The organism is Lacticaseibacillus zhaodongensis (genome assembly GCF_009687905.1).
Lineage (GTDB): Bacteria > Bacillota > Bacilli > Lactobacillales > Lactobacillaceae > Lacticaseibacillus > Lacticaseibacillus zhaodongensis.
In genome coordinates, this window is sequence record NZ_BLBG01000036.1 from 1 (window position 1) to 3,073 (window position 3,073).

2 protein-coding genes are annotated in these 3,073 nt (G+C 40.0%); both read right to left on the reverse strand.

Annotated elements, in window-relative coordinates:
• Positions 1 to 37: 37 nt before the first annotated feature.
• The gene (locus tag GN107_RS11245; protein WP_155287931.1) at positions 38 to 355 is read right to left on the reverse strand and encodes a DUF262 domain-containing protein; all 318 of its coding nucleotides are present in this window, start codon (positions 353 to 355) and stop codon (positions 38 to 40) included.
• A 1,450-nt stretch (positions 356 to 1,805) separates the two neighbouring features.
• Complete coding sequence (locus GN107_RS11250; RefSeq protein ID WP_155287932.1) at positions 1,806 to 3,029, reverse strand: AIPR family protein; 1,224 nt, start codon at positions 3,027 to 3,029, stop codon at positions 1,806 to 1,808.
• Between the last annotated feature and the right edge of the window lie 44 nt (positions 3,030 to 3,073).

Here is a 3,073-nt window from a genome sequence, read left to right on the forward strand (position 1 = left end):
GCCCTATTATTTTGTCATTTAAAAGGGGCCTACACTCTTAGCGTTGGATTTCTCCAACACCAGAAAGTGTAGACCCCCAATAGTGTCCAGGATCCCTTTTAAAACTATTTAAGGCTGAAAAACGTTGTAAGCCGTCAATAATTGAATAGTGGTCCTTGCCAGTTTTATATAACAGAATTGATCCAAATGGAAATCCATTGGCAATTGTCTGAATGAAGCTCTTTTTTGCTGGATCAGACCATACTAAGCTTCTTTGGAATTTTGGCACTGTAATACCGTTTTTGTTAAGATCGTTGAACGAAAATTCTTCGGTACGATACTTGGGTGTGCCGCCCTCGCCAACAGTTGTATTCAAAATTATTCCTCCAGTTCATAAAAGTTTTCAACATAACCATTAGACCACAAAACCGTAAGCGCTAACAGATCTATCATGCAGTATATGCAAAATACTTTGTGAGGTCCTTATCTGCAATAAAGTCGCACGGTCAGAGATTAACTGCCTACGCTGAAAGTTTGAATCACAGATTAGATTTATCTCTGATTGAACGTCAGCAGACTTACATTTGTGCCTCAGCTGAAAATGGGTTTGCATTAGTCAATTTTGCGTAAGAATCGAATCTTGACCAATAAGTCCGTACACAAGTGAGTTTAAATCTATCCTGGTTTTAAAACTAACCGCACGCACTAAAACCTTGTTAATTATAGAGAACCGTTATGATTGGTACTTCGCTTTAAATCGACAAGTCATGTAACACAGCCAACCACCTTGACAAGTACTACTCTGATCCATAGCGTCAACTGTTATCTCAAAATTAAAGAAGCCTAAGTATACAGAATTAATTAAGCAATGTAGATTCTGGAAAAAATAAAACATTAATTAAGACTGTTGTGAAACAGTCGGACGAACACGGAGCACAGTCTACACGTGCAATTTCGGCTGCGCTGTCCATGATGTTACCTACACAACGATGATACCAGACTGCCAAACAAACGATAAATCACGGAAAATCGCACAAAAGCCAAATACGTTGCTCGGAGCCAGCGTTGCTTATACCACTTGATTAAGAATAAGACGATTCACGAGGCAGCAATTGTGCCGGCGCATATTGCAAGCCGCAATGACTGGCACTTTGATCAATTTGACGCCAAGATTGCCGCACATCAGTCCTGTCGGAAAATGTGTAGGTGCTGACGAAGCACGTCATGAACCAAACAACCGAACATGTGAATAATTAAAGCTAAGGCCCGCCTCGTTCTATTGGGCGGGTCTTAGCTTCTTAAACCGTTAATGAGATGCGACTAATTAACTAGTTTTACCATTCCGAGTTAATCAGCTTCGTGATCCCCGGCATTGTTTATCAAATACATTTCGACATGATGAAGCACGCAACTTGAAGCTACTCGCAGGCCCAGGACATATAATTGATTGCCTCGCCTAAACATATTTTTGGCAGGATAACTGTTTCAACGTAACACTGCAAAACCCCTCAAAGGTTTTGGATAAGCTTGCCACTGTCAAGCCGCTCCCAATTAGTAAGATCTTTCCGTTTTTGCTCTCACGCAAACCGTCTTGCTGTTGATTGCAAGCACTCAGGGACCTTAAGAGGATCTTCAACTGTGGATACCAGCGTGCACAGTAACCACGTTATGACTTGTTGTATCATCACTATCCGACTGCTCTTAAAGAATAATACAACCATGTGATCCAGTACTAACGCGGTAATCTGAACTGCTCAAATATCGAATTGGCCGCTAGCTAATCGCAAAAGTTGTATGAACGGCAACTTTGAAACTCTGTCGCTTTGTTATCGTTGTTTCATTATCCCAATACTATCATGGCCAGCGGGACTGTGAAGGTACCACTCTCGAAACTCACGGTAATTTCGATCGATCTTGAAAAAGTTAGAATCGATTGCTAGATTCTTCTTAACGGTATATTCAACAAAGCTGTTTTCAATATCTTGTAATAATCTATGGATATCGAATTCAGTTGGCTCACCTTTATCTCCAGAAACGTTCGCCCATTCCCCCCATTCTGAGTAATTAGCTGCAGATTTATCCGAGGTCGTAGAATTACGGTTGTAATTAGAACCTAGATACATCATAAGGGCTAGCAAAAAAGTCCGGCCGTTGTTGAGTATTGATTTACGAATCTGGTCTTTCTTGCTTTCTTCTTGATCCTCTGCTGACTCGTGATTAATTTCATTAGTAATGTCTGACTTGTCGTTAGGTGTTTTCTTTAATTCACTAGAGCAAAACTTGCCAATCGTATCTTTTAGACTAAATGCAAAATTAACAGGTGCGTAGTGAATATTAAATACATCCTGAAAGTAAACGTCCGGATCATCTAGCTTCTCTTGCCCAATAAAAATGGACCTGTGCGTAAATTTTAGTGGCTCTGGGCCTTCGTTTTTTAATATAGTGTTACGACTTATAGATCTTGCGGTGCCTGGATTCTGTACTAAATATGCTTCAACTATCTTTGCAAAAGAAGTCAATGAATATACATGCTTACCGCCAACAAACTCACCACGTCTTGCTAACCTGAAAGTGATCGGCATATGTTTTGATTCATCAATTGCGTTAATCGTTTTTACAAACGGAGATGCATACCCAATATCCTCCGCACCAATTGGCTTTTGCCGATTCAGAGCTCTAGTGATTTCATCAATCATAACAGCTTTAGCCTTGTTTACATTGCAATCTTTGGTTCGGTGCAGAGCGTCAGAGAAAGTATAAATTCGTAATAAAACCTGCGGATTACTGCTAATACGATCACTTTGGTTCAAGGTCATAAGGGCAGCGCTTAATGTTTGAGCTCCATTAATTACTGAGACAGGGTGTTCTGAAAGACTGACTAATTTGACTTTGTCATATTCCAAATTGCTGATCTGCGATTCATCTGGAACAATTAGACTGATCCCATTATTTAAAAACCAAAACTGTTCTGGGTAATTTTTTAGTGTGTTGTTAATTGAATCCGTAAAACTAATTTCGGGTCTACACTTTCTGGTGTTGGAGAAATCCAACGCTAAGAGTGTAGGCCCCTTTTAAATGACAAAATAATAGGGCA